We start from the raw sequence: 23,384 nt of genomic DNA, 5'->3' as shown, positions 1-23,384 counted from the left end.
AAATCGCGGCGATGACCGATCTGAACGTCACCCAGCTGGGCCGCGTCGTCGATGCGCCCGAGAACCCCGAGGCCGCCGTCCTCGAGCGCGTGCCCAATCCGCAGCACGATGTGCTGTACCTGGCCCGCTTCGTCGCGCCGGAGTTCACCTCCCTGTGCCCCGTCACCGGCCAGCCGGACTTCGCCCATCTCGTGATCGACTATGCCCCGGGCGAGTGGCTGATCGAGAGCAAGTCGCTGAAGCTCTATCTGACCAGCTTCCGCAACCACGGCTCGTTCCACGAGGACTGCACGGTCAAGGTGGCGCGCAAGATCGTCGAGATCGCCCAGCCGCGCTGGCTGCGCATTGGCGGCTACTGGTATCCGCGCGGCGGCATCCCGATCGACGTCTTCTGGCAGACGGGCCCGGCGCCCGAGGGCCTGTGGGTTCCGGACCAGGGCGTGGCGCCCTATCGCGGCCGCGGCTGATCGCTCCAAGGTCCGATCACGAAAGGAAGGGCGCGTCCGGCTGGGGCGCGCCCTTCTTCGTTTTCGGCGATGAAAACGCCGCCGCGCCCACGAGGGTTCAGGGCGCGACGGCCTTCAGTCAGAGAGTGGCCTTCCAGACGTCGCCAGGGATGGGCGGAGCGCGAATGAGGGAAACACGTTCCTCGTCGTCCGGAAGGACCGTCTCTTCATCGCTGGTCCCAGACCTGACGTCAGGCCTCGTGCGACCGGGCCGCGCGAACCATCGGCGGAGCGACGAAACCGGTCGCTGGTGCGTCCGGCGAGGGCTGCGTCTCGCGTCGTTTCGGCTAGACTGCGCCCATGAAAGATATCGACGTCGGGCTGAAGTCGGACCTTTTCAGGCAAGCTCTCCTCCTCACGCTGGGCGTTTGGGGGCTGGATACGCTGTTGTTCGCCTTGCCCTACCTGGCCAGCGGCAAGGGGCCGTTGCCGGGCACGCTGGCTAGCCACTTCCTGTTCATGGGCCTCGGCGCTCTATGCTCGGGCCTCGTCTATGCCCGGGCGGCGCGTACGCCGCGCGATGAGCGGCCGGTGGGCTTCGCGGCGCTGCTGCCGACGGTGATCGGCCTAGCCCTGGTCATGGCGACCGTGGACCTGCTGATCGGCGGCTACCTGCGCGAGATCCTGAACGACGCTCATCCGGCGCCGCGCGTGGTGGCGGCCCGCGCCGCCAGCCAGTTCCTGCTCGCGGGCTGGATGTACGCCCTGTTGGGCGCGCTCTATCTGATGATGATCGCCGTCCGGGTGACCCGTGAAGGCGAGCGCCAGCTGGCCGATGCGCGCGCCGCCGCCCTGGCCGCCGAGGCCCAGGCCAGCGCCGCGCGCCTGGCGGCCCTGCGCTATCAGCTCAATCCGCATTTCCTGTTCAACACCCTGAACGCGGTGTCGTCCTCGGTGATCACCGGCCGCAATGACGAGGCCGAGTCGATGCTGGCCCGCCTGGCCGACTTCCTGCGCCTGACCCTGGCGGCCGATCCCGAGGCGATCATCCCGCTGGAGGACGAGCTGGCCACGCTCCAGGTCTATCTCGAGATCGAGAGCGAGCGATTCCGCGACCGCCTGGGCGTCGAATTCTCGTGCCCCAACGAGCTGCGGGGCGCCCTGGTCCCCAGCTTCGTGCTGCAGCCGCTGATCGAGAACGCCATCAAGCACGGCGTGGCCCAGACCAGCCGGCCGGTCACCATTCGCCTGGAAGCCTCGCGCGACGGCGACGACCTGGTGGTGATCATCGAGGACGACGGCGAGCCGTGCGGCCAAACGGCGAGCGGCATGGGGGTCGGCCTGACCAATGTCCGCCAGCGGCTGGAAGTCCTGTACGGCGCCCGAGGCGTGCTGCAGGCGGCGCCGCGCGAGCGGGGCTTCCTGGTCCTGCTGCGCATCCCGCTGAAACTCGAGGCCGTGCTGACCTCCAAGGCGAGGGCGGCGTAATGGAGCTGAAGGTCCTGCTCGTCGACGACGAGCCGGCGGCGCTGGAGCGGTTGTCGGCCCTGTTCGCCCAGATCCCCGACACCAAGCTGGTCGGCGTGGCCCGCAACGGCCGCGAGGCCGGCGAGGCGATCGCCGAGCTGTCGCCCGACCTGGTCATGCTGGACATCCAGATGCCCGAGTTGAGCGGCCTGGCCCTGGCGTCAGAGTTGCCGCCCGAGGCGCGTCCCGAGATCGTCTTCGTCACCGCCTTCGAGGTCTATGCCGCGGACGCCTTCGCCGTGGAGGCGGCCGACTATCTGTTGAAGCCGGTGCGCTTCGACCGCCTGCGCCAGGCCGTCGAGCGGGCGCGCCGCCGCCGGACCTTGCAGAGGGTCTTCGAGCAGCAGGCCGAGGCCGCTCCGGTCCGCGACAACGACCTGGATGGCATCTGGGTGGCGACCCGCCAGGGCCACGTGCGCGTGGCGGTCGCCGACATCGACTGGATCGAGGCCGCCAAGGACTATGTCCTGCTGCACACGGCCACCCGCAGCCATATCCACCGCATCACCATGAGCGCGCTGGAGCAGGCCCTGGACCCGGGCAAGATGATCCGCGTCCACCGCTCGGCCTTCGTGAGCCCCGATCGGGTCGAGGCGGTCAATCGCCTGGGCAAGGGCCTGATCGCCCTGGTCCTGCGTGACGGCGTGGCCGTGCCGGTCGGGCCGACCTATGTGAAGGCGGTGCAGACGCGACTGGGGCTGGCCTACCTCGAGGAGGCTTAGGGGCGGCTTCTAAGCGCCATTCACATTAGACACCGCCTCCCTAGGCCTCGTGCCTAGGGCCCAGCGTTCAGAAGGCAGCGGATGGGACAACTGCGCGTCCACGCTGGCGGTAACCGCTGATCAATTCCGAGCCTGGCGCCGCCATGGGTCCTCGCCACAAGGGCGAGGAAGGCGGAGATCTTTGCGTGGGAAGAGAATTGCTAGCCCTTCGCCAGCCGTCGCCGGTTGGCTCGCACCTTCTTGCGCAGATGCGTCAGCGAGCCCGCGGCGATCGCGGGGCCCGAGGCGCCCAGCCGGCCGGTCATGGCCAGCATCGGCAGGGTCATGCTGGCGGTCATCTTCTCGCTGATCATCAACTCGGCCTCGGCCTGGGCGGCGGCCCCGCCGGCGGCGAGTTTCATCATCCGCAGGCCGATGACCGAAGAGGCTTCCAGCCCCAGCGACCAGGTGTCGAAGACCAGTCTGGTCCCCAAGGTCGTCCAAGCATCCTTGCGTCGCGGCATCGGGGTGTCCTCACTCTCCCTGACCCAACGCGTCGAACTAGGCCGGGCTCCATTCGCTGGTGATCGCCGCCACGTCGGGGCGCACGCGCTCCTGCGGATCTTCGCTGGAGGTGCCCAGATAGAGGAAGCCGGCGACCTTCTCGTCGTCCGAGAGGCCGAGGATCGCCTGGGCGCGCGGGTCGTAGCTGTACCAGTCGGTGATCCAGTTGGCCCCCCAGCCCAGGGCGGCGGCGGTCAGCAACATCTGATGGCAGACGGCCGAGGCGCTCTGGCGCTGCTCCCATTCGGGGATCTCGCCCTCGATGAAGCGCGAGATGACGGCTACCGCGACCGGCGGGCGGGTCAGCTTGCGCAGGGCGGCGTTGGCCTTGGTCGGATTGGCCTGGCTGTCGGCCAGAGCGGTGATCTTCTCGGCGAAGGCGTCCTTGGCCGCGCCTTTCAGGATGACGAAGCGCCAGGGCGACAGCTTGCCATGGTCGGGAACGCGGGCGGCGATGCGCAGGAGTTCGGCCAGCTGGGCGTCGTCCGGCCCCGGCGCGGTCAGGCTCATGGCGCTGGCCGAGCGCCGCTTGGCCAGGAAGGCCACGACCTCGGGCGAGGCCTCGATCGGCAGGGCCTGGCCAAATTCGGGAGCGGTGGGAACGGAACCGGCCAAGACGATGTCTCCGAGACTAAGTAAGCCCGATCAGGTAGGGCCTAGTCGGACAGGATGGAACCGTCCGCGCCCGATAAATACCGCGCCAAACCTATAAGTTCGGAGCCCCATGTCCGATACGCCCAACCAAAAGCCCGCCTGGTTGAAGCCGCACGGCAAGCCCTGGGGCGTCTCGTCCAGCCAGGTCGTCTACGACAATCCGTGGATCACCCTGACCGAATACCAGGCCATCGCGCCCACGGGACGTCCGGCCCTCTATGGCAAGGTCGGGTTCAAGAACCAGGCGATCGGGGTCGTGCCCCTGCATGAGGACGGCACGGTGACCCTGGTCGGCCAGAACCGCTTCTCGCTCGCCAACTACAGCTGGGAGCTGCCCGAGGGGGGCGCGCCGCATGGCGAGGATCCGCTGGACGGGGCCAGGCGCGAACTGGCCGAGGAGGTCGGGCTGCAGGCCGCCGACTGGCGGATGATCCTGAGGATGGAGCTTTCCAACTCGGTCACCGACGAGGTCGCCCATGGCTTCCTGGCCATGGATCTGTCGGCCACGGAGCGGGCGCCGGACGAGACCGAGGACTTGGCCGTGGCCCGCGTTCCGTTCCGCGAAGCGCTGGACGCGGCGGTCTCCGGCCATATGCCTGACTCAATGACAGTGGCGCTATTGCTCAGGACGCACCATATGGCGGTCCGAGGGGAACTGCCGGACGCTCTGGCGGCTCTCATCCTCGGATAACCGGCGTTCGTCGCGGATTGGAGCATTTTTTAACAAGATGCTCTATGTGTAGCGCTGGCCAGGCCTGCCTTGGCGGGCCCTGTGTTAGAGGTCAGAGCGCGCTTTGGGCTTTCGCCCACGCGCTCGGGGAAGGGAGAGCCCGATGGCTAAGCATCTCGAAGTGGTGACCCCCGACACCGACACCCCCGTGTGGGTGGCCTTGCGCAACCAGGCCGAACACGCCGCCAAGGATGAACCGGCCCTGGCCTCGCTGCTCAATGCGGTGATCCTGAGTCACGACAATCTGGCCGACGCCCTGACCTTCCAGTTGGCCCGCAAGCTGGGCGACCAGGAGATGCGGGCGATGACGGCGCGCGAATTCGCCGCCGACGCCTTTCAAAGCGACCCGTCGATCGTCGAGGCGGCCGAGGCCGACCTCAAGGCGGTGTTCGAGCGCGACCCGGCCTGCAAGGGCTATGTCCAGCCGTTCCTGTTCTTCAAGGGCTTCCTGGCCCTGCAGACCCACCGCGTGTCGCACTGGCTGTGGAGCGAGGGCCGCGAGACCCTGGCCTTCTATCTGCAGAGCCGGTCCAGCGAGGTCTTCCAGGTCGACATCAACCCGGCCGCCAGGATCGGCAAGGGCGTGTTCATCGACCACGGCACCGGCATCGTCATCGGCGAGACCGCGGTGGTCGGCGACGATGTCTCGATGCTGCATGGCGTGACCCTGGGCGGCACCGGCGCGGATCGTGGCGACCGTCACCCCAAGATCGGCAAGGGCGTCCTGCTGGGCGCCGGCGCCAAGGTGCTGGGCAATATCGAGATCGGCGACTACGCCAAGATCGCTTCGGGCTCGGTGGTGCTGCGGCCTGTGCCGGCCCACTGCACAGCGGCCGGCGTGCCCGCGCGCCTGGTCAACTGCCCGACCTGCGAGGAACCGGCCAAGACCATGGACCACACCCTGGCCGAGACCGTCTATTCGTACGAAATCTGACGCGTGCGGACCCTTCTGCGTAACCTGGGCGGGCTAGCGGTCGCGGCCGCCCTCGTCGTTGGCGCGCCGGCCTGGGCCCAGACCGCGCCCGTCGGCGGCTACACGGTCGTGAAGGCCTATTCGCACGACGCCAACGCCTTCACCGAGGGGCTGTTCTATCGCGACGGCTTCATGTTCGAGAGCACCGGCCTGGCCGGTCGCTCGTTCATCCGCAAATGGAACCTGGAGACTGGCGCTTCCGAGCAGGAGCGCATCGTCGACTCCCGCTATTTCGGCGAGGGCGTCGTCGACTGGGGGGACAAGCTCTACGAGCTGACCTGGACCAACGAGATCGGCTTCATCTACGACATCAACACCTTCGAGAAGGTCGGCGAGTTCAGCTATTCGGGCGAGGGCTGGGCCCTGACCCGGGACGATAAGCGGCTGATGATGAGCGACGGCACCTCGTTCATCCGCTTCCTGGATCCCGAGACCCTGAAGGAGACGGGACGCATCGAAGTCACGGATCACGGCGTGCCGGTGCGCAGCCTCAACGAGCTGGAATTCGTCAAGGGTGAGCTGCTGGCCAATGTCTGGCAGACCACCCGCATCGCCCGCATCGATCCCAAGACCGGCAACGTCATCGGCTGGGTCGAACTGGCCGGCCTTTTGAAGGAGGCCGGGGTCACCGGAAAGCGCGACGACGTCCTGAACGGCATCGCCTATGACGCGGCCAAGGACCGGCTGTTCGTGACCGGAAAGCTGTGGCCGAAGCTGTTCGAAATAAAATTGCTGCCGCCCAAGTAGCGAGCGGAACCGGGTTTGGGGGATGGCGTTTATTTTTCGTCCGCCCCTCTACGCCCCCCCGACCTAGTGGGCGGACCCGGGCCCCGGTCGCGAAGCGCCGCCGGGGCCCACCCTTGTCCATAGCCAAGCTCCCCGGTCGCGAAGCGCCGCCGGGGCTCCCCCTTGTCTGGGCCCCAACTTCCGCCGAGATCAGCCTTGCTTGGCGCAGGCGACGAGGGCGGGCTTTCCCTTCAGTGAGATCTGTTCCGCGTCCGCCGGACGCTGGGCCGTGAGGCCGTAGATCACGGCGGTCCAGATCGTCATCAGGGCCAGGACCTGGGGGAGGGTGATTTTTCGACCATCAGGGCGGGGAGCGGCGGGAGGCATGGCCTCCTTATCCCCCGGTTGCGCTTCGCCGAATAACGACTTATCGGTCGGCCTTCTGTGAGGTTTCTTCACATGACTCGCCGCCAGCTGCCGTCGCTGAACGCCTTGCGCGCCTTCGAGGCTTTCGGCCGGCATGGGCGCATGACACTGGCTGCCGACGAACTCTGCGTCACTCACGGGGCGGTCAGCCGCCAGATCCGCCAGCTGGAGGAACACCTGGGCGTCGCCCTCACCGAGGGGCCCCGCTCGCGCCTGCGCATGACCGAGGCCGGTCTGAAGCTGGCCCAGGCCCTGTCGCCGGCCTTCGACCAGATCGAGGCCGCCGTGCCGCGTCCGGTTCAGGCGGGGCCCCGGTCGCTGGTGATCTCGTGCCTGCCGACCTTCGCGATGAAGTGGCTGATCCCGCGCCTGCCCATCTTCCAGGCGGCGCATCCCGACATTCCGGTTCGGGTGGCCGAGTCCAATGGGCCGTTCGACTTTCAGGATGACGGGATCGATCTCGCCATTCGGATGCGCGTACTCGGCCAACCCGCGTCCTATGAGGCCGAGGTGACGCCGTTCATGGAGCATTTCCATGGCCCAGTGATGGCCCCGGAACTGGCGGCGGGAGAGCCGATGACGCTGGCGCGAGTCTGCGCCATGCCGCGCCTGCTGACGCGCACCTTTCGGGAAAGCTGGTCGGACTGGGCCTATAATCTGGACCTCGTCGAACTGCCGGCGCCGGTCAGCGAGCAGGAATTCGATCACTACTTCTACATGCTGGAAGCCGCCGCCGCCGGGCTAGGCGTGGCGATCGGGCCTTGGGCCTTCGTTCAGGGGGATCTGGCCAGCGGCCGCCTCGTCGCGCCTCTGGGATTCGCGCATGGACGGGCCACGATCGTCGCCGTGACGCCGCCCAACGGCGCTTGTGAAGGGGCTGTTCTGTTCCGCGATTGGTTGCTGGCGGAAGGAGCGTCCACACCTCATCCGCCGGAAGCGCTTGCGCCGCCCGCCCCGGGCGCTAGTTTCGCCCCGATAACGCGCTCCCGGGCGCTCAGCTAGAACAAGAGGCCCCCCGTGGACGCCACGACCGTCGCCAAGCTCGAAAAGCACCTGAAGCGCACCTTCGGCAACCCGCACATCCAGGTGAAGCCGCGCCCGAAGCAGAAGGACTCGGCCGAGGTCGAAGTCGCCGGTGAGTTCATCGGCGTGGTCTTCCAGGACGAGGACGAGGACGGCTCGTTCATGTTCGAGATGGCCATCCTCGGCGAGGACCTCGACTAACGATCTTCCATGATCGCCGCGCGCCTCAAGCCAGGACTGGCTTGGGGACCGCGCGGCGGATCATCAGCGAGGCGACGCCGGCCACCAGGCCCGCGGTCCCCGCGATGATGAAGGCCTCGACATACTGGCCTTGGCTGGCGCGGATGACGCCGGCCCCGACGGCCGCCGTGGCCGCGCCCAGTTGGTGGCCCGCCGCGATCCAGCCGAACACGATGGGGCCGTCGCGGTCCCCGAACGCCTCGCTGGCCAAGCGCACGGTCGGCGGCACGGTCGCCAGCCAATCCAGCCCATAAAACACCGCGAACGCCGACAGACTGACCACCGAGAAGTCCGAGAAGGGCAGGTAGATCAGCGAGAGCCCGCGCAGCACGTAGTAGACGAACAGCAGCTTGCGGGCGTCGTAGCGGTCGCTCAGCCAGCCCGAGGCCGTGGTGCCGAACAGGTCGAACAGGCCCATCAGCGCCAGCAGGCCGGCGGCGCGCACCTCGGGCATGCCCCGGTCGCCGCAGAAGGCGATCATGTGGACGCCGACCAGGCCGTTGGTGGTCAGGCCGCAGATGAAGAAGCCCAGGAACAGCAGCCAGAAGGTCCGGGTCTTGGCCGCGCGGCCCAGGGCCCCGAACGCATAGGCCAGGGCGCTGCCGCCGCTGACCGGGGCCGGGGCCACATAGTCGTCGGGCGCGCCATAGGGCTTGAGGCCCACGTCCGAGGGACGCTCGGGGATCAGCAGCCACATCAGCGGGGCCAGGATCAGGGCCACCAGGGAGACGGTGAGCACCACCGGCCTCCAGCCGCCATGCTCGGCGATCAGGGCCATGCCGGGCAGGAAGATCAGCGAGCCGGTCGCGGTCGAGGCCGCCAGCAGACCCATCATCACGCCGCGCCGGGCGACGAACCAGCGGTTCACCACCGTCGCCCCCAGCACCATGGCCACCGCGCCGCTGCCGACCCCCGCCATCACGCCCCAGGTGGCGACATACTGCCAGGAGGTGGTCATGAAGGCCGAGAGACCGGTCGAGACCGACATCAGCAGCAGGGCCAGGGTGACGGTCTTGCGCAGCCCGAACGACTGCATCAGCGCCGCCGCGAAGGGGCCGGTCAGGCCATAGAGGAAGATGCCGACGCCGGCGGCCAGCGAGATCGAGGCGCGGTCCCAGCCGAACGCCTTCTCAAGCGGCAGGATCAGGACGCCCGGCGCGGCTCGAAGACCGGCGGCCGCCAAGAGGGCGAGAAAGATCGCGGCGGCGACCACGAAGGCGTAGTTCTGCCCGAAGGGGCGGCGTGCGATCAGCATGTCGTGTCTCGGAGTTGCAGGTATGTAACCGATCGGTACGGGCTTGATTGGCTGTATACGTACCGGTAAGTAACATCGTCAAGATCGATATCCGAAAATGTCCAAGAGAACGCCAGAAGAGATCCTCGCCGGGCCGTACAGCCCCGGCCTTCGCGCCGCCGACCGCATCTTCGAGACGGCCCGCGAGCTGTTCTATCGCGAGGGCATCCGCGCCGTCGGGGTCGACGAGATCGTCACCCGCGCGGGCGTGACCAAGCCCAGCCTCTATCGCAGCTACAAGTCCAAGGACGAGCTGGTCGCCGCGGTGCTGCGCGAGGTCGAGGTCGGCTTCTGGGACCGGTTCGAGGCGGCAGAGGCCCTGCACCCGGACGATCCCAAGGCTCAGATGGTCGCCTATTTCCAGGGGCTGGCCGACCGCTCGGGCGGCGACGACTATCGCGGCTGCAACCTGTCCAACGCGGTGGTCGAGTATCCCGACCGCCAGCACGCCGGCCGCCAGGTCGCCCAGGCGCACAAGCAGCAGCTGCGCGAGCGTCTCCAGGCCAAGGCCGCGCAGATGGGCGCGTCCGATCCCAAGGGGCTGGGCGATGCGATGATGCTGCTGGTCGAGGGCGTCTTCACCTCCAGCCAGATGTTCGCCGGCGAGGACAAGCCCGCCAAGGCCGTGGTCGGCGCCGTGAAGGCGTTGATCGCCGCCTACTGCCCGGACTGAGCCTTGGCCCGCATGCAGGCTTCCCCGGCATCCAGGACGGGGCCGACGATGGGATCGACCATGGCGCCGTCGCTCTCGAGCGTGACCGGACGGCCGCCCACCAGCATCTCTAGCGTAAAGCGCCAGCGCGTGGCGTGTGGGCGAGGCGGGACCAGCTTGGCTTCTGGACCGACGGTCCAGAAATCGACGGCCGCCTCGATCCGCTTGGTCTCCATCTCGTCGATCGCCTTGGCCAGGGCCGGACAGTCGCGCGTGTCGACGCGCTCGACCATGGCCGCGCGACGCAGGACCTCGTTCGGCGAGGGCTGACCGTCGAACATCCGGGTCCGATCGGCCGTCCACCAGTCGGTATTGGGCGCGAAGCCGGCGGCCTTCAGGCGAGCGGCCAGCCGCTCGGGGCCGAAGTTCTGGCGGGTCCATGTCGACAGCGAGTTTTCGGTCCCGTAGCTGGCCGCATCGATCGGGATGGTGACCCGCCGCATCACGTGGCGGCAGGTGTCGAACCCATAGGGAAGCTTGCGGCGGCAATAGGCCCGCAGATCGCCGGCCACCACCAGGCCCATGTCCCCGGACCCCTTGAACCGGATGAGCGGCTGGCCGACGACCGGGGCGTCAGGGGAGGGATCCGGGGCGGCGATCAACGCTTCGATCACGGGACCCTTCTGGTTTTCGACCCAATAGCGCCAGAGCTGATAGGGCGTGCTCAGGTCGTAGCCGTCATAGATCTTTTCGAGTTCCGGGGGCGTCAGGACGGGTGGCGGCGGGCCTTGGCCCCAGGCGCCCGAAGCGGCGGACAGAACCAGAAGGACGACGGTCGCGGCGAGCCTCATCGGCGTCTCCCGGTTGAGTAAGGCCGCGAACTTGCCTGATACGTCCCGCTCTCGCAACGTGGCGACCAGCGAGCGATCACCCTAAATAGGACCTCATGGACCATCCCCTCGACCGCCCCGCCTATTCGACCCTGACCGGCCGCCAGAGCCACTTGGCCGTCCATCACGGCGGAGCGCTGCGGATGCACCCGGACTTCGGCCTCTTCGCCGGGATGGTGGACGAGAGCCCCGAGAGCCTGGCCGCCTTGGGCGAGTTGGTGCGGGCGCAAGGGACTGTCGGTCTCGTCGAGCCAGCCGCGCCGCCGCCGGTGCCTGGAACGGAGAGGGTCTCCAGCGCCCTGTGCCTGCAGATGGAGGCCGTCGAGGTCGCGCCCGCCTGGGACGTCGCCTTCGACATGCTGGCCCTCGGCGACGCCGATGCGGCGGAGATGCTGGCCCTGGCCACCCTGACCAAGCCCGGTCCGTTCTTCGGCCGCACTCACCAGCTGGGCGACTTCATCGGCGTCCGCGTCGACGGCCAGCTGGTCGCCATGGCCGGCGAGCGGATGCGGCCCGATGGCTATACCGAGGCCAGCGGCGTCTGCGTCCATCCCGACCATCGCGGCAAGGGCTATGCCGCCCGCCTGCTGCGCGAAGTGACCGCCAAGATCCTGGCGCGCGGCGAAAAGGCCTTCCTGCACAGCTACGCCGACAACGCCACGGCGATCGGCCTCTATGAGTCGCTGGGCTATCGTGGTCGCCGCGAAGTGGTGTTCACGATCCTGACGCCGGCCGGCTGAAACGAAAAAGGGCGGGAGGTCCTGCGACCGCCCGCCCTTCGTATCCGGCTGGGAGAAAGCGCCTACGCCTTCGCCGACCGCGCCGCCGCGCCCTTGGCCCAGACATAGTGCCAGACCAGCAGGCCGATCCCGGCGATGGCCGCGAAGATCATGCCGACGCCCTCGGACGGGGCGAACGGGACGGCCAGGGGCGCGTCCTTGTTGGTGGCGACGATCAGGCCGGCATAGGCGACGTTGAACAGGCTCTCGCCGACGATGAAGCCCGAGGCGGCCAGCACGCCCAGGCGTTCGGCGCCCTCGGCGTTCGGACCCTTGCGGACCCACTTCTCGTACAGCCAGCCGCCGACCGCGCCGATCACCACGGGGGCGGTCACGGCGCTGGGCAGGTAGATGGCCAGACCCACGCCGAGCGGCGGCAGGGCGTACTTGTTGGCGCTGAACTTGCGCAGGCTCTCGTCGATGATCACCAGAACGATGCCGACCAGGACGCCGACGGTCAGCATCGGCAGCTCCAGCTGCCCGCCGATCACGCCCTTGGCCAGGGTCGAGATCAGGGTGGCCTGCGGGGCGGGCAGCGGGTTGGCGGCGACCGCTTGCAGGTTCGCCGCGCCGGCGAAGCCCCAGGCGCGGTTCATCAGCTCCAGGGCCGGCGGGATGACGGCCGAGCCGGCGGCGACGCCGATGATCAGGGCGACCTGCTGCTTCCACGGCGTGGCGTCGACCAGCTGGCCGGTCTTCAGGTCCTGCAGGTTGTCGTTGGCGATCACGGCCACGGCCATGATCAGCGTCGTGACGTACAGGGCGAAGGCGATCATGGCGGTGTCGACGTTCGGACCGATGGCCGCGTGGCCGATCGCGCCGATCATCGCCGAGGCGCCGAGGATCGACAGGATGGCGATGCCGCTGACCGGGCTGTTGGAGGCGCCGATCAGGCCGGCCATGTAGCCGCAGACGGCGGCGGCGAAGAGACCCGCCACGACCATGAAGGCCACGCCGGCCAGCACCAGGGGCACGGCCAGGCCGGCCAGCGGACCGCCAGCCAGGAAGTCGTAAAGCAGCCAACCGGCCGGAGCCAGGACGATCAGGACGATCAGGCCGACGATGCCGATCGGGATGTCCTGCTCGACGCGGGGAATGGCGCCTTCGCCCGTCTTGCGGGCGGCGCTGGCGGCCAGGGCGGCCATCAGGCCACGCCAGACGGGCACGGCCAGCTTGCCGAGAGTCCAGATCGCCGAGGCTCCGATGGCGCCGGCGCCGATGAAGCGGACCTGGCTGCGCCAGACGGTCGTGGCGTGGGTGGCGACGTCGCCGGTCCAGGGGGCCAGCGAGGTCAGGATCGGGGTGGCGATGCCCCAGGCGATGATCAGGCCGACGATGAAGGCCACGCCCACGGTGATGCCCATGATGTGGCCCGCGCCGATCAGGGCCATCGAGGCCGAGGCGCCCAGGCCGGTCGCGCCCGCGCCGACCTTGAAGAAGCCGGCCACTTCGGCGGCGAACAGCTTGGCGGCGGCCAGGGCGGCGAACAGCGCCGAGGTGATCGCGCCGACGGTCACGGCGAACAGGCCCGCCTTGCCCTCCTCGGCGCCTTCGCGCGAGCTGGAGCCGACCTTCAGCACCTCGGCGGCGGCGACGCCTTCGGGGTAGGGGAGGTCGGATTGAGTGACCAGGGCCCGGCGCAGCGGGATCGAATAGGCCACGCCCAGCACGCCGCCGGCGGCGCAGACGCCGAACACTTGCCAGTACGGGAAGTTCGCCCACCAGCCGATCATCAGCAGGCCGGGCAGCACGAAGATCACCGACGACAGCGTGCCCGCCGACGAGGCGATGGTCTGGACGATGTTGTTTTCTTGAATGGTCGACGTCTTGAACGCCCGCAGCAGGGCCATCGAGATGACGGCGGCGGGGATCGAGGTGGCGAAGGTCAGGCCGACCTTCAGGCCCAGATAGACCTGGGCGACGGTGAAGACGAGGGTGATCAGAACGCCCAGTATGATCCCTCGAAGGGTCAATTCTGTGCGGGGCGCTTCGGTGTCGGCCATGAACGGGTCCGGATAAAGTTAAGGCGGTCGGACCTTGCACGTCCGACCGCCCCGAACTCAAGCTCGGATTTGGTCCCCAAAGGGCTGTTCTTCGCCGTTTATCGGGCGGGAACGAACGCTCCGGGGGATGTTTCGCCTAGGGCCTGTCGTGTTCAGACGGAATCATCTGAACACGACAAACAGGCTCTAACCGTGAAGGTCTGGAGCGCGTTCTGGCGGGCAGAGCCGCTCACACCTTTGCCCAACGCGTTCTAGGCGACCTTGCAGGCGCGCTTGACGCCTTCCAGCAGGTGTTCGTCCTTGGCCTCGACGGCGATCGCGGCCGCGTCGCCGCAGCGATTGGCGTTGATGGCGGCCGCGGCGCGGCGAGCGCGTGACCAGCTGTCCTTGTCGACGCCCTGGAGCTGTTCCCGGTCGACCTTGTTCAAGGTCTCGAACCAGTTGTCGTTGCGGGGCGAAGGATTGTTCAGCGACGAATAGCTGGTCGGCACGCTTTGGATGGTGGTGACGGACTGGGCCTGGGCCGTGGAGGCGGCGGCCAGCGTCAGGAGACCGGCGATGATGATCTTGCGCATGCGATGTCCTCTATCAGGGGCGGGCGGAATGGGCGCGGAGGGCCTAGACCACCTTGCAGGCGCGCTTGACGCCCTGCATCAGGCGAGCGTCGTTGGCCTTGGCGGCGATGACGGCGGCCTCGCCGCAGCGACCGCCGTTGATGGCGGCGGCGGCCTGGCGGGCGCGATCCCAGCCCGGCTTGTCGACGATCTTGAGGACGTTCTCGTCCATCTTCTTCACCGACATGTACGACCAGAGATCGTAGTTGTAGCCGGTGATGGGCATGCCCGTGCTGCTGCCCGGCGGCGGGGTCCAGGCCGGCGCGCTGGGCGCGGACTGGGCGTTTGCGGCGGTGGCGAGCGCGGCGCCGGCCAGACCGACCAGCACCAGGGTGGAGAGCTTGTTCATCGTCGATAGTCTCCCTTGTTCGTTGGAGATTGGGGCTCAACTTTCGCGCGCGGTCAACATGTTTGACGACCACCAGTAAAAAGAAAGCGCTCCGCGAGCGGAGCGCTTCCCGTTTTCTTTGAAGGTATGGATCAGAGAACGCCGAGCATCTCCGCGACCAGGGGGTGACGGACGATGTCGCGGTCGGCCAGACGGACCACGGCGATGTTGGTGACCGCCTCGAAGCGGGCGGCCACATCCGCCAGGCCCGAAATGCCGGGCAGCAAGTCCGACTGGTTCGGGTCGCCGGTGACGACCATGGTCGAGTGCCAGCCCAGGCGCGTCAGCAGCATCTTCAGCTGCATGTAGGTGCAGTTCTGGGCCTCGTCGATCACCACGAAGGCGTTGTTCAGGGTGCGGCCGCGCATGAAGCCGACCGGAGCGATCTCGATGGCGCCTTCGGCCATCAGGGCCCGCATGCGCTTGACCGACAGGCGGTCGGTCAGGGCGTCGTAGAGCGGGCGCAGATAGGGGGCCAGCTTGTCCTCCATGTCGCCCGGCAGGTAGCCGATCGATTCCCCGGCCTCGACGGCGGGGCGCGACAGGACGATGCGGCTGACCCGGCCGGCCTCCAGGGCCTCCACGGCCTTGGAGATGGCGATGTAGGTCTTGCCGGTGCCGGCGGGGCCGAGCGCCATGACCAGGTTCTTCTCGTCGATGGCTTCCATCAACTGGGCCTGGCCTGGCGATTTGGGTTTTATGGTTTTGAGGTAACTCTGATCGCGCTCTGGATTGTTCGGCGCGCCATCGTGCCCCAAGGGCGACCAACCGTTCCCACGGTCGCGAACATCGATCGGCAGGCGACGCACCTTGGCGTCATCACCGTATTGGCCGGTCTCGTACGCGCCTTCACGCGCCATTCGCTTCAGGGCTCGCTTGGTCATCAAAGCCTCCATTCAGGCATGAAAAAAGGACGAGGCCGTGAGGCGTCGTCCTTGGCTGTGAGCTGGATTGCAACGAAGCCGCATGCGCGGCGAGGCGGCTCGGGAGAGCTTCCCCCATTAGAAGTTTGGGGTGGCGGAGAGTTACGCCGAAACGCCAAGAGCGACACCTCGTCTTCGTCAGCGGGTGGGCCGTTGGCGGTGGTCGCCCCCGACCCGTAACGAGAGAAAAATGATTCCCACTTGAGGAATGTTCCCCCTCGAATCGCCTGACTACAATGGGGGAACATGGTTTCCGGGTCGTTAATCTGAAGATCGTCCCCAAGAAAACGAGGCATACGGATGACTGTCTATTCCCTAGGCGCCGTGACGCCCACGCTACCCGCCCAAGGTGAATACTGGATCGCGCCAACAGCGAGTGTGATGGGCAACGTTATTCTCAAGAATAACGCCAGTATTTGGTGGGGCGCCATCGCGCGCGGCGACAACGATCCGATCACCATCGGCGAGAACAGCAACGTCCAGGACGGCTCGGTTCTCCACACTGATCTTGGCGTTCCCCTGACCATCGGCGCCAACGTGACCATCGGGCACATGGTGATGCTTCATGGCTGCACGATCGGCGATGGTTCGTTGATCGGGATCGGCGCGATCGTCCTGAACGGCGCGAAGATCGGAAGGAACTGCCTGATCGGCGCTGGGGCCTTGATCACCGAGGGCAAGGAGATCCCTGACAATTCCATGGTCATGGGCGCGCCGGGCAAGGTGGTGCGCGAGGTCAGCGAACACCACACCATGATCCTGCAGGGCTCGGCCTTGCACTATGTCGAGAACTGGAAGCGCTACGCCCGCGACCTGAAGGCGGTCGGCGAGAACTAGGCGGCCAAGGGAGCTTGGGGAGCGCCGCCCGCTGCTTGGGGGATGCAGGGCGGCGCTCCCGCTCCTCGCGCAAGGCACGTGGGCGCGAGGGGCTCACCGCGAGGAGGCGTCGTCTTCGCGGCAAGCTGGTCCGGGCGAGTCATGCCCGATTTCGTCTATAGGTAGTATGTAGCGCGGATCGCGTTGAGTTGGAACGGTCAACTCGCCTTTGCCGGCACGAAGTTTCCGAGAGCCTTGCGCGCCGGCCGAAGCCGGACCAATCTCTGGCTTAACAATGATAACCTTCGAGGGAGGGCGTCGGGGCCATGGCCAGCGAACGCTTTGATTATGTCGTGATCGGCGCCGGTTCGGCTGGTTGCGTCCTGGCCGCGCGCCTGACCGAGGACCCCAACATCAAGGTCCTGCTGCTGGAGGCCGGCGGCAAGAACAGCTCCATCCTGGTCAAGATGCCGGCGGGTGTCGGCCAGCTGATCAAGGACAAGGGCGACCAGAACTGGGGCTTCTGGACCGAGGCCGAGCCGCACCTGGACAATCGCAAGCTCTGGTGGCCGCGCGGCAAGGGCCTGGGCGGCAGCTCGGCCATCAACGGCATGATCTACATTCGCGGTCACGCGCGCGACTACGACCAGTGGCGGCAGATGGGCCTGTCGGGCTGGTCGTATTCGGAGGTTCTGCCCTACTTCAAACGTTCGGAGCATCACCACGCCGGCGGTGACGCCTATCACGGCGACAAGGGGCCGCTGCACGTATCGAAGGGCGAGTCCGACAGTCCGTTCTATTCGACCCTGATCGAGGCCGGCCGCCAGGCGGGCCATAAGACGACCAAGGACTTCAACGGCTACCAGCAGGAGGGCTTCGGGCCCTACGACCTGACCATCCGCGACGGTCAGCGCTGGAGCGCCGCCATGGCCTATCTGAGCCAGGCCCTGTCGCGCCCGAACCTGACCTGTGTCACCGAGGCCCGCACGACCCGGATCCTCGTCGAGAAGGGCCGGGCGGTCGGCGTCGAATACGTGGTCGGCAAGGCCGCCGAGAAGAAGACCGCCTATGCCGACGCCGAGGTGCTGCTCAGCGCCGGCGCGGTGCAGTCGCCCCACATCCTGCAGCTGTCGGGCATCGGCGCGCCGGATGATCTGAAAGCGCACGGGATCTCGGTCGTCCACGAGTCCAAGGGCGTCGGCGCCAATCTGCAGGACCACCTGGACGTCTGCGTCTCGTGGACGACCAAGAACCTCAAGACCGCCTATTCGGCCAACAAGGGCCTGAACAAGCTGGGCGTCGGCCTCAACTACATGTTCTTCGGCAAGGGCCTGGGCCGCCAGCAGTTCCTGGAGAGCGGCGCGTTCCTGAAGTCGCGGCCCGATCTGGACCGCCCCGACCTGCAGATCCACGGGGTGCTGGCCATCATGCAGGACCACGGCAAGGTCGTGGTGGAGAAGGACGGCTTCACCCTGCACGTCTGCCAGCTGCGCCCCGAGAGCCGGGGCCATGTCGGCCTGCGCTCGGCCGATCCTTTCGACGATCCGGCCATCCGCGCCAACTACCTGGCCACCGACGAGGACCGCCGCGCCATTCGCGAAGGCGTGCGCATCGCTCGCGAGACGGTGGCCCAGGCGGCTTTCGATCCCTATCGCGACGCCGAATACGCGCCGGGCGCGGACGTCCGCAGCGACGCCGACCTCGACGCCTGGATCCGCGCCAAGGCCGAGACCATCTACCACCCGGTCGGCACCTGCCGCATGGGCGCGGCCGGCGATCCGCTGGCGGTGGTCGACGACCAGCTTCGCGTTCAAGGCCTGCAGGGGTTGCGGGTGATCGACGCCTCGGTCATGCCGACCCTGGTCGGCGGCAACACCAACGCACCGACGCTGATGATCGCCGAGCGCGCGGCCGACCTGATCCGCGGCAAGGCCGCGCTGCCCGCGCTGGACGTGCCGGTGTTCGAGGACGGTCGGGCCGTGGCGGCGGAATAGATCCGTTTCCCCGGGAGGGGACTTTAGGCGGGCGGCTAGGTCGAAATTACCGCGCTCTAGGCGATGGCTCGCCCGTCCAGGGTGGCCAGGCGCAGGCGGGGCATGTCCTGGTTGTCGTCGCCGAGCGGCTTGATTTCGCGCAGGCCCAGTTCGTAGGCGGGGCGACCCATCAGGCGGGCCAGCATGGCGATCGGCTGGTAGAGCCCCAGGAAGCGGTCGGTCTCGCCGCTGGCCCCCTGCAGCGGGGCGAACAGCACTTCCATGCCGACCGACGGCACGCCGTGGGCGCGGATATCGGCGGTGACCACCACGGGCGTGCGGCGCTTGCGGGCGACGTCCAGGGCGCTCTTTAGCTCCAGGCGATGAGCCAGGGCCCACATGGACAGGGCGTCCTGGCCGCGCAGATCACGGGCGTGCAGGTCGGTGACAAAGCCCCCCGCAAGGCGGAAAGGCAGCCTGCCGCCGTCCCGGCCCAGGATGAAGACCTGCGGCAAAAGCTCGAGGAAATCGCCCGGATTGATGTCGGCGCGACGCGGCAAGGCCTCGTCACCTTTCTTGTCACGCCAATAGTCTATCAACCGTTCCGTGCTTGGATGGAACATCGTCGTCCCCTTGCGGGTCCCGCGCGGCTGTTTTTCGACCGCACGGAGCTTGCTGGGAGAACCGGGCCAAGGCCTCGACCGTCCCATTCTGGCGCAAACCAGGCGGAACGGAGGGTTTCGGCCCGATTCTTGCTTAACCGAGCGGAACGACCCGATGCGAAGGGAACCGCCTATGAAGGCGCCGAAATTGAACACGCGCGGCTGGATGATCGCTCTGGGCGCGCTCCTGGGCGGCCTGCTGGTCGGCGGCGTGGCCTATGCCGGATGCACCAACTCGTGTCCGCCGCCCCCGCCGGTGTGCTGCAAGCCGCCGCCGCCTCCGCCCAAGCCCCCGACGCCGCCGACGAACTGCTGCGGCGGCGGTCACAAGGTCAATATTCCGGGCGTGAACGTGAACATCGGCGCGACCGTGATCGTGAACGCCAATGCCAGCGCTTCGGCGACCAGTGGCGCGGCCGCGGGTTCGGGCGCCGTGGCTGGAGCGGGCGCGGGCGCCGGGGTCGTCAACTATTTCGGCGGCGGCGGCCACGGCGGCTACTATTCCGGCCCGATGGCCAGCGGCTACATCCAGGGCCTGAACGTCGAGGGCGGCGAAGCCCGCCGTCGTCAGGCCTACGAGGCCACCCGCACCAAGACGCGCCGCGTGATCATCCGCGCGGTCTGCCTGGATGACCGCGACGTGCCGCACCCGGCCTCACAGGTCACGCCCGACCGCGACATCGACGACTTCTATGATGGTGAGCTCTACCGCTGCATCGCCGGCTCGCGCATGCAGTACGTGATCGCCGACTATGAAGGTCGGATCGACATCTCGACCAGCGGCGGCGGCCAGACCTACGTCTGTCAGAAGAACGAGTCGCTCTACCACATCCCCGGCATGGGCGGCGGCGCTGGCGTGAACGGCGGCCAAGGCCAGGCCGGCAGCCTGTCCTGCCGTCCGCAACGTCCTGCTCGCGACTGCAACGAGCGCTCGCTGCTGCGTCGCTTCGGCGCCGGCGTGAAGATCCTGACGATCGTGACGACCGAGAAGTACACCGCCTACCGCGAGGAAGTGGTGCAGGAACGCCAGACCCTGTCGACCAGCTTCAGCCTGGACGGCGGCGTCGGCGGCGTCGTGTATTGAGCCAATAACGCTCGTCATCCCGGACGGCCGCAGGCCGATCCGGGACCCAGGGGCCAAGCGCGGTGCGGTTGTCCTGGGGCCCGGCCCTCCGCTTCGCTACGGCCGGGATGACGAGAATTGATGCGAAGAAAGGCCCCGGTTTTCGCCGGGGCCTTTTTGTTGCGCCTTACTTCGCGGCCGCCGGCGCCGTCGCTTCCGGCTTCACCAGCAGCAGCCATGACTGATCGTCGGCGAGGTAGGTCTTGGCGGCCTTCTGCACGTCGGCCGGGGTGACGCGCGTGAGGCCCGCCACGACCGAGCGGGTGGCGTCGAGCAGGCGCGGATCGTTCTGGGCGCCCGACAGGGTGCTGACCCAGTATTCGTTGGTCACCCGCGACTTCTCGATGGCGTCGATGCGCGGCTTCTTGGCCCGCTCCAGCTCGTCGTCGGTGATCGGCTTGTCGCGCAGGTCGGCGGCGATCTTGCGGATCGAGGCCACGACGCCGTCAAGCTTCTCGGGCGGCACCTCCATGCTGACCGCCAGGTAGCCCCAGTTCTTGAAGACGACGCTGGCCGTCGACGAGGCGTTGGGCGAGTAGGTCGCGCCCTGCTTTTCGCGCAGTTCGTCGATCAGGCGCAGTTGCACGACCTGGCCCAGGATCGAGACGTCGCGCGAGCGCTGCAGGTTCGAGAACAGGTCGTCCGTCCGCCAGGCCATGAACAGCGAGGCCTGGTCGGCGCGGCCCTTGTGGGTGCGGATGACGGGCTCGGCGACCGGGGCCGGGAAGGGCGCCTTCTCCGCGCCCGGCAGGGCGGGATCGCCCGGGCGGGCGGGCAAGGCCCCGAAGGTCTCGGCGACGGCGGCGATGGCCTTGTCGACCGTGGTGTCGCCGACGATCACGATCTCCAGGTCGCCCTTGGCCAGCGGATTGGCCACGGCGGCTTTCAGCTCGGCGAGCGAGGAGGCGGCGATCTGTTCGCGCGAGGGGAAGGTCCAGCGCTGGTCGCCGCCGTGCATCAGCCCGCCCAGGTCACGGCTGAAGACGCCGCCGGTCGTGCTCTGCAGCTGATCGTGGGCCGTGGCGTAGGCGGTCTTGATGCGGCTGAACGGTTCCGGACGCCAGCCGGGTTCGCTGGCGAAGGCGGCGAGCACCTGCAGCTCGGTCGACAGGTCCTCGGGGCGCGTGCGGCCGTTCAGGGTGAAGGCGTCGTCCTCGACGCCCAGGGTGGCGTTCCAGATCTTGCCGGTCAGCACCCGCTCCATGTCCTGAGCGGTGATCTGCTTGAGGCCGCCTTCGATGAAGGCCGAGGCCGACCACAGCGGGCTCTGCTTGTCGGAGGCCATGTCCAGCAGGCCACGGCCAGAGCGCACCTTCACCAGCACCTGGTCGTTGCGGAACTTGGTCGGCTTGATCGTCAGTTTCACGCCGTTCTCGAAGCGCACGAAGACGGTGTCGAGGTCGGTGACGTCCTTCTGCTCGGCGACCTTGCCGATCGGGCCGAAGCTGGAATACGGCCAGACGGTCACGCCGGGCGCGGCCGGCGGCGTGACGGGCTGGGCCTTCATGTCCTCATAGGCCTTGAGGATCGCCGGCTCACCGCCCTCGACATTGGTCGGGGCGGCGATGACCACCAGCGGACCGTTGCCGGCGAAGGCGGTCTTCAGCATCGTGTTGACGCGATCGGCCGTCAGGCCCTTCACCAGGGCGTCGAAGGCCGCCAGGTTCTGGGCCGGGGAAGTAATGACCTCGCCGTCGCCCAGGGTGCCGACCAGCTGGTTGGCCAGGGCGGGCGTGCGTTGAGTGGCCTCGCCCGAGACCGCGGCGACCAGGGCCGAGCGCATGTTGGCGATCTCGCGATCCAGTTCGTCCTGGCGAACGCCGTACTGAACCGCGCGACGCTGTTCGGCGTCCAGGGCGGTCATGGCCTCGCGCCAGCGACCAGCCTGGGCGGTCGCGCCGAAGGTGGTCACGCGCACGGCGTCGTACTGATCGCCTTTGAAGGCGCCGCCGGCGATGAACGGGGGCTCGGCGGAGCGACCGATGGCTTGCATGCGACGGTTGATGACCGCGAAGGCCAGGTTCTCGAGCATGTCGCGCTCGTCGACGGCCTTGGTCTCCAGCAGGCCGTCGGGCTTGCGCATCCAGGTCATCTGCACCGACCAGGGCGAACCGGCCTCGACGATCAGCTTGGCGGTCGGGCCGCGCTTGGCCACCGGGCCGACATCGGGGTTCTTGCCGTTCGGACCCTTGGCGGCCCAGTCGCCGAACTTGCCCTTGATCTTGGCTTCCATGGCGTCGACGTCGAAGTCGCCGACCATCACCAGCACCGCGCGTTCGGGGCGGTAATAGGCCTCGTAGAAGTCGCGGATGCGCTGGGCCGGGGCGGTCTTCAGGACGTCCGTCTTACCGATCGGGATCCGCTTGGGCGGCAGCTGGCCTTCCATCTGGGCCGACAGGGTCTTGATGGCGACGCGGTAGCCGGGGGTGTCGCGGGTGCGCTCCTCCGACAGCACCACGCCGCGCTCACGATCGACGGCCTCGGGGGCGATGGTCAGCTCGCCGGCGGCTTCGCGCAGCAGCATCAGCGAGGTGTCTACGGTGCCGTCGTCGGTCTTGGGCAGGTCCAGCTGGTAGATGGTCTCGTTGAAGCCGGTCTGGGCGTTGGTGTCGGCCCCGAAGGCCAGGCCGTGACGCTCCAGGATCTTGATCATCTCGCCTTCGGGCACGTTCTTGGAGCCGTTGAAGGCCATGTGCTCGAGGAAGTGGGCCAGGCCCTGCTGATCGTCGGCTTCCATCAGCGAGCCGGCGTCGAACCACAGGCGGACCGAGGCCTGACCCGGTGGGGTGGCGTTCTTGCGCAGGGCGTAGCGCATGCCGTTCGGCAGCACGCCGAAGCGCCAGGCCGGATCGGGCGCGACGTCCGAGATTTCCTGGGCCCACTGGCCCGGCTTGAGATCGCTGACCTTGGGACCGCCCAGCGCGGGGGCCTCGGCGATCTTGGGCGCGGAGGCCTCGTTCTTCTTCGCGAAGGGCATGGAAGGCGCGGGCAGGTGCGAGCAGGCGGCGACCGAGAGGCCGGCGGCGGCGACGAGCGCCAAGCGCGAAGCGCTGATCATCGAGAATCCAAGGCAGGAGAAAAGAGGCGCGCACCTTGGCTGTCCCGCATGGCGCATGCAAGGCGGCGATGAGGCCGTTCTAGGCCCATCGCCGTCCTGGGTCTCGTACCCAGGACCCACGGCACGGCCGTCTATGAGGTAGAGCGCCTGGCGCGGCCTTCTCGGCCCCAAGCGTGGATTCCGAGCCTGGCGCTTCCAT

General features: G+C 67.9%; 24 protein-coding genes. 13 read left to right on the top strand and 11 right to left on the bottom strand.

What is annotated here, in order from left to right; genetic code table 11:
* The first annotated feature begins 11 nt into the window (after positions 1-11).
* From queF to AC1RRV_RS17310, 3 genes are all read left to right on the top strand, one after another.
* On the top strand, positions 12-467 hold the full coding sequence (queF, locus tag AC1RRV_RS17320; protein WP_172272006.1) for a preQ(1) synthase: 456 nt from the start codon (positions 12-14) through the stop codon (positions 465-467).
* A 339-nt stretch (positions 468-806) separates the two neighbouring features.
* Complete coding sequence (locus AC1RRV_RS17315) at positions 807-1,934, top strand: sensor histidine kinase (protein ID WP_492860896.1); 1,128 nt, start codon at positions 807-809, stop codon at positions 1,932-1,934.
* Positions 1,934-2,695: a LytR/AlgR family response regulator transcription factor gene (locus AC1RRV_RS17310; protein ID WP_492860895.1), complete on the top strand. Its 762-nt coding sequence runs from the start codon at positions 1,934-1,936 to the stop codon at positions 2,693-2,695. The genes AC1RRV_RS17315 and AC1RRV_RS17310 overlap by 1 nt, the downstream gene beginning before the upstream one ends.
* Before the next feature lie 200 nt (positions 2,696-2,895).
* Here the strand turns inward: AC1RRV_RS17310 and AC1RRV_RS17305 are convergent, their stop codons facing one another.
* Together AC1RRV_RS17305 and AC1RRV_RS17300 are read right to left on the bottom strand one after the other, a co-directional pair.
* Positions 2,896-3,198 carry a hypothetical protein gene (locus AC1RRV_RS17305; RefSeq protein ID WP_492860894.1) on the bottom strand — a complete coding sequence of 101 codons (303 nt, stop codon included), beginning with the start codon at positions 3,196-3,198 and terminating at the stop codon, positions 2,896-2,898.
* 37 nt (positions 3,199-3,235) lie between these two features.
* Complete coding sequence (locus tag AC1RRV_RS17300; RefSeq protein ID WP_492860893.1) at positions 3,236-3,853, bottom strand: nitroreductase family protein; 618 nt, start codon at positions 3,851-3,853, stop codon at positions 3,236-3,238.
* Between the two features lie 109 nt (positions 3,854-3,962).
* Here AC1RRV_RS17300 and AC1RRV_RS17295 point away from each other — a divergent pair, with 109 nt between their 5' ends.
* The 3 genes from AC1RRV_RS17295 to AC1RRV_RS17285 all read left to right on the top strand — a co-directional run bounded on the left by AC1RRV_RS17295 (position 3,963) and on the right by AC1RRV_RS17285 (position 6,342).
* Positions 3,963-4,583 (top strand): NUDIX domain-containing protein, encoded by a 621-nt coding sequence (locus AC1RRV_RS17295; RefSeq protein WP_492860892.1) that lies wholly within the window; start codon positions 3,963-3,965, stop codon positions 4,581-4,583.
* Positions 4,584-4,725: 142 nt separating this feature from the next.
* Entirely contained in the window at positions 4,726-5,556 is an 831-nt protein-coding gene (gene cysE, locus AC1RRV_RS17290; RefSeq protein ID WP_492860891.1) for a serine O-acetyltransferase, read from the top strand.
* Between the two features lie 3 nt (positions 5,557-5,559).
* On the top strand, positions 5,560-6,342 hold the full coding sequence (locus AC1RRV_RS17285; RefSeq protein ID WP_492860890.1) for a glutaminyl-peptide cyclotransferase: 783 nt from the start codon (positions 5,560-5,562) through the stop codon (positions 6,340-6,342).
* A gap of 189 nt (positions 6,343-6,531) precedes the next feature.
* On the opposite strand, the gene AC1RRV_RS17280 is transcribed toward AC1RRV_RS17285, so the two are convergent.
* Positions 6,532-6,708: a hypothetical protein gene (locus AC1RRV_RS17280; protein WP_492860889.1), complete on the bottom strand. Its 177-nt coding sequence runs from the start codon at positions 6,706-6,708 to the stop codon at positions 6,532-6,534.
* Between the two features lie 72 nt (positions 6,709-6,780).
* Here AC1RRV_RS17280 and AC1RRV_RS17275 point away from each other — a divergent pair, with 72 nt between their 5' ends.
* On the top strand, positions 6,781-7,749 hold the full coding sequence (locus AC1RRV_RS17275) for a LysR substrate-binding domain-containing protein (RefSeq protein ID WP_492860888.1): 969 nt from the start codon (positions 6,781-6,783) through the stop codon (positions 7,747-7,749).
* Between the two features lie 15 nt (positions 7,750-7,764).
* Entirely contained in the window at positions 7,765-7,971 is a 207-nt protein-coding gene (locus AC1RRV_RS17270; RefSeq protein ID WP_012640547.1) for a DUF3126 family protein, read from the top strand.
* A 25-nt stretch (positions 7,972-7,996) separates the two neighbouring features.
* Here AC1RRV_RS17270 and AC1RRV_RS17265 read toward each other — a convergent pair whose 3' ends face one another.
* Complete coding sequence (locus AC1RRV_RS17265; RefSeq protein ID WP_492860887.1) at positions 7,997-9,265, bottom strand: MFS transporter; 1,269 nt, start codon at positions 9,263-9,265, stop codon at positions 7,997-7,999.
* A gap of 97 nt (positions 9,266-9,362) precedes the next feature.
* Here AC1RRV_RS17265 and AC1RRV_RS17260 point away from each other — a divergent pair, with 97 nt between their 5' ends.
* A complete protein-coding gene (locus AC1RRV_RS17260; protein WP_492860886.1) occupies positions 9,363-9,977 on the top strand; it encodes a TetR/AcrR family transcriptional regulator in 615 nt (204 codons plus the stop codon).
* Here AC1RRV_RS17260 and AC1RRV_RS17255 read toward each other — a convergent pair.
* Positions 9,962-10,807, bottom strand: coding sequence for a hypothetical protein (locus tag AC1RRV_RS17255; RefSeq protein ID WP_492860885.1), 846 nt, complete (start codon positions 10,805-10,807; stop codon positions 9,962-9,964). The two genes, AC1RRV_RS17260 and AC1RRV_RS17255, sit on opposite strands and share 16 nt — an antisense overlap.
* Before the next feature lie 95 nt (positions 10,808-10,902).
* On the opposite strand from AC1RRV_RS17255, the gene AC1RRV_RS17250 reads away from it, so the two are divergent.
* The gene (locus AC1RRV_RS17250) at positions 10,903-11,586 is read left to right on the top strand and encodes a GNAT family N-acetyltransferase (protein WP_492860884.1); all 684 of its coding nucleotides are present in this window, start codon (positions 10,903-10,905) and stop codon (positions 11,584-11,586) included.
* A gap of 62 nt (positions 11,587-11,648) precedes the next feature.
* On the opposite strand, the gene AC1RRV_RS17245 is transcribed toward AC1RRV_RS17250, so the two are convergent.
* The 4 genes from AC1RRV_RS17245 to AC1RRV_RS17230 form a co-directional block, all read right to left on the bottom strand.
* A complete protein-coding gene (locus AC1RRV_RS17245) occupies positions 11,649-13,628 on the bottom strand; it encodes an OPT family oligopeptide transporter (protein WP_492860883.1) in 1,980 nt (659 codons plus the stop codon).
* A 251-nt stretch (positions 13,629-13,879) separates the two neighbouring features.
* A complete protein-coding gene (locus AC1RRV_RS17240; RefSeq protein WP_492860882.1) occupies positions 13,880-14,203 on the bottom strand; it encodes a hypothetical protein in 324 nt (107 codons plus the stop codon).
* A gap of 43 nt (positions 14,204-14,246) precedes the next feature.
* On the bottom strand, positions 14,247-14,591 hold the full coding sequence (locus tag AC1RRV_RS17235) for a hypothetical protein (protein WP_492860881.1): 345 nt from the start codon (positions 14,589-14,591) through the stop codon (positions 14,247-14,249).
* Between the two features lie 131 nt (positions 14,592-14,722).
* On the bottom strand, positions 14,723-15,526 hold the full coding sequence (locus AC1RRV_RS17230; RefSeq protein ID WP_492860880.1) for a PhoH family protein: 804 nt from the start codon (positions 15,524-15,526) through the stop codon (positions 14,723-14,725).
* A 327-nt stretch (positions 15,527-15,853) separates the two neighbouring features.
* On the opposite strand from AC1RRV_RS17230, the gene AC1RRV_RS17225 reads away from it, so the two are divergent.
* Together AC1RRV_RS17225 and AC1RRV_RS17220 are read left to right on the top strand one after the other, a co-directional pair.
* Positions 15,854-16,390 (top strand): gamma carbonic anhydrase family protein, encoded by a 537-nt coding sequence (locus AC1RRV_RS17225; RefSeq protein WP_492860879.1) that lies wholly within the window; start codon positions 15,854-15,856, stop codon positions 16,388-16,390.
* Between the two features lie 305 nt (positions 16,391-16,695).
* Positions 16,696-18,363, top strand: coding sequence for a choline dehydrogenase (locus tag AC1RRV_RS17220; RefSeq protein ID WP_492860878.1), 1,668 nt, complete (start codon positions 16,696-16,698; stop codon positions 18,361-18,363).
* Positions 18,364-18,419: 56 nt separating this feature from the next.
* Here AC1RRV_RS17220 and AC1RRV_RS17215 read toward each other — a convergent pair whose 3' ends face one another.
* A complete protein-coding gene (locus AC1RRV_RS17215) occupies positions 18,420-18,965 on the bottom strand; it encodes a PAS domain-containing protein (RefSeq protein ID WP_492860877.1) in 546 nt (181 codons plus the stop codon).
* A 172-nt stretch (positions 18,966-19,137) separates the two neighbouring features.
* Between AC1RRV_RS17215 and AC1RRV_RS17210 the strand changes: the two genes are divergently transcribed.
* Positions 19,138-20,088 (top strand): hypothetical protein, encoded by a 951-nt coding sequence (locus tag AC1RRV_RS17210; RefSeq protein WP_492860876.1) that lies wholly within the window; start codon positions 19,138-19,140, stop codon positions 20,086-20,088.
* 166 nt (positions 20,089-20,254) lie between these two features.
* On the opposite strand, the gene AC1RRV_RS17205 is transcribed toward AC1RRV_RS17210, so the two are convergent.
* Complete coding sequence (locus tag AC1RRV_RS17205; protein WP_492860875.1) at positions 20,255-23,185, bottom strand: M16 family metallopeptidase; 2,931 nt, start codon at positions 23,183-23,185, stop codon at positions 20,255-20,257.
* Positions 23,186-23,384 lie beyond the last annotated feature (199 nt).

Source organism: Caulobacter sp. GW821-FHT11E10, from assembly GCF_058808375.1.
Note: the sequence above shows the minus strand (reverse complement) of the source record. Positions and strands in the feature narration are given on the sequence as shown.

Bases quoted from the DNA above. Each gene is read 5' to 3' on its own strand.
- queF (WP_172272006.1), top strand. From the start codon at position 12: ATGACCGATCTGAACGTCACCCAGCTGGGCCGCGTCGTCGATGCGCCC.
- AC1RRV_RS17315 (WP_492860896.1), top strand. From the start codon at position 807: ATGAAAGATATCGACGTCGGGCTGAAGTCGGACCTTTTCAGGCAAGCT.
- AC1RRV_RS17310 (WP_492860895.1), top strand. From the start codon at position 1,934: ATGGAGCTGAAGGTCCTGCTCGTCGACGACGAGCCGGCGGCGCTGGAG.
- AC1RRV_RS17305 (WP_492860894.1), bottom strand. From the start codon at position 3,198: ATGCCGCGACGCAAGGATGCTTGGACGACCTTGGGGACCAGACTGGTC.
- AC1RRV_RS17295 (WP_492860892.1), top strand. From the start codon at position 3,963: ATGTCCGATACGCCCAACCAAAAGCCCGCCTGGTTGAAGCCGCACGGC.
- cysE (WP_492860891.1), top strand. From the start codon at position 4,726: ATGGCTAAGCATCTCGAAGTGGTGACCCCCGACACCGACACCCCCGTG.
- AC1RRV_RS17280 (WP_492860889.1), bottom strand. From the start codon at position 6,708: ATGCCTCCCGCCGCTCCCCGCCCTGATGGTCGAAAAATCACCCTCCCC.
- AC1RRV_RS17275 (WP_492860888.1), top strand. From the start codon at position 6,781: ATGACTCGCCGCCAGCTGCCGTCGCTGAACGCCTTGCGCGCCTTCGAG.
- AC1RRV_RS17265 (WP_492860887.1), bottom strand. From the start codon at position 9,265: ATGCTGATCGCACGCCGCCCCTTCGGGCAGAACTACGCCTTCGTGGTC.
- AC1RRV_RS17260 (WP_492860886.1), top strand. From the start codon at position 9,363: ATGTCCAAGAGAACGCCAGAAGAGATCCTCGCCGGGCCGTACAGCCCC.
- AC1RRV_RS17255 (WP_492860885.1), bottom strand. From the start codon at position 10,807: ATGAGGCTCGCCGCGACCGTCGTCCTTCTGGTTCTGTCCGCCGCTTCG.
- AC1RRV_RS17250 (WP_492860884.1), top strand. From the start codon at position 10,903: ATGGACCATCCCCTCGACCGCCCCGCCTATTCGACCCTGACCGGCCGC.
- AC1RRV_RS17245 (WP_492860883.1), bottom strand. From the start codon at position 13,628: ATGGCCGACACCGAAGCGCCCCGCACAGAATTGACCCTTCGAGGGATC.
- AC1RRV_RS17240 (WP_492860882.1), bottom strand. From the start codon at position 14,203: ATGCGCAAGATCATCATCGCCGGTCTCCTGACGCTGGCCGCCGCCTCC.
- AC1RRV_RS17235 (WP_492860881.1), bottom strand. From the start codon at position 14,591: ATGAACAAGCTCTCCACCCTGGTGCTGGTCGGTCTGGCCGGCGCCGCG.
- AC1RRV_RS17230 (WP_492860880.1), bottom strand. From the start codon at position 15,526: ATGGAGGCTTTGATGACCAAGCGAGCCCTGAAGCGAATGGCGCGTGAA.
- AC1RRV_RS17225 (WP_492860879.1), top strand. From the start codon at position 15,854: ATGACTGTCTATTCCCTAGGCGCCGTGACGCCCACGCTACCCGCCCAA.
- AC1RRV_RS17220 (WP_492860878.1), top strand. From the start codon at position 16,696: ATGGCCAGCGAACGCTTTGATTATGTCGTGATCGGCGCCGGTTCGGCT.
- AC1RRV_RS17215 (WP_492860877.1), bottom strand. From the start codon at position 18,965: ATGTTCCATCCAAGCACGGAACGGTTGATAGACTATTGGCGTGACAAG.
- AC1RRV_RS17210 (WP_492860876.1), top strand. From the start codon at position 19,138: ATGAAGGCGCCGAAATTGAACACGCGCGGCTGGATGATCGCTCTGGGC.
- AC1RRV_RS17205 (WP_492860875.1), bottom strand. From the start codon at position 23,185: ATGATCAGCGCTTCGCGCTTGGCGCTCGTCGCCGCCGCCGGCCTCTCG.